The organism is Lysinibacillus mangiferihumi (genome assembly GCF_003049665.1).
Classification (GTDB): Bacteria; Bacillota; Bacilli; order Bacillales_A; family Planococcaceae; genus Lysinibacillus; species Lysinibacillus mangiferihumi.
Genome location: NZ_PYWM01000102.1, coordinates 1 through 1,044 on the forward strand (window position 1 = coordinate 1; position 1,044 = coordinate 1,044).

General features: G+C 33.0%; 1 protein-coding gene. It reads left to right on the forward strand.

The features are described from left to right. Positions 1–115 precede the first annotated feature (115 nt). Entirely contained in the window at positions 116–463 is a 348-nt protein-coding gene (locus C9J37_RS27725) for an Imm3 family immunity protein (RefSeq protein ID WP_107897940.1), read from the forward strand. Positions 464–1,044 lie beyond the last annotated feature (581 nt).

Here is a 1,044-nt window from a genome sequence, read left to right on the forward strand (position 1 = left end):
TCAAAAGATAGTAAACCTGCTGAGACGAATATTTGCTAATAAATATAAGAATATTGAATTGGAAGTTATTCATAATAACGGTGAAAGACTTAAACCATAAAAGAGGAGTGATATCATGGAAGAATGGGAATATAATGAAATATTTGAAGCGATTAACGAAGACTATAATGATTATTTAAAATTAAATAGGGGACATGAAGATGCAATAGCAAGAACTGTTAATGAATATATAAATCTTGGAAAGGTAGAAGACTTTATTGTTGATACTGCAGTAGGTGAAATATTGTTATCCAAAAATAAGGTCTTTATTGGATATGTTGAAGGGATAACAAAGAGATTAAATATGTTTAAAGATTTAGATGTTACAAACGAACTGACACATGAAGAAATAGCAGACTTGACTAATAGGATAGAGAAAGTACTAGATGGTCTTAGTAAGGTTGAGATAGATTATAACCCTTAAGTACTTGATTTCCTTTTAGGGCATCAGGTGATTTTTATGAGATATTTATGCTTTGGACAACATGAATGATGATATGCTTGAAATTTAGAGCTCATGAAGGTAATACCATACAATCATAGAGTACAATGTGCAATAATAGAATAGAAAAAGAAGTACGAGCTTAGGCGAAATGACATTTTACATGCCGGTGAATTTAAACACATGGAGTGGGCATGAAACTAACGAATTCGTACAAACTCGTAAGTTTTAACGTAGTAGTTGTCATGATATACAAAAGGTGTCATACAGTTACTACAAAACTTACAAATTTATGCTACTTAAAAACAGATGAACTTAAAGCGCTTGATTGTCAATTATGGCAACAAGTGCTTTTTTGCATTTTAGCGTAGAAATAAGGTGTAAGCCCGTATTCAAATAACGCATATAAATAACCAGGCACCTCCGGTACGATAATTGTATTAAATTAGAGGGGGTGCTTCTTTATGTCAACTACCAAACTAACAATTGTCCCTGTGACACTAGATCCGATCACTGACAACTCTTCATCAACAACTTCACCACAAAACTCTCCTGAGCCGAGC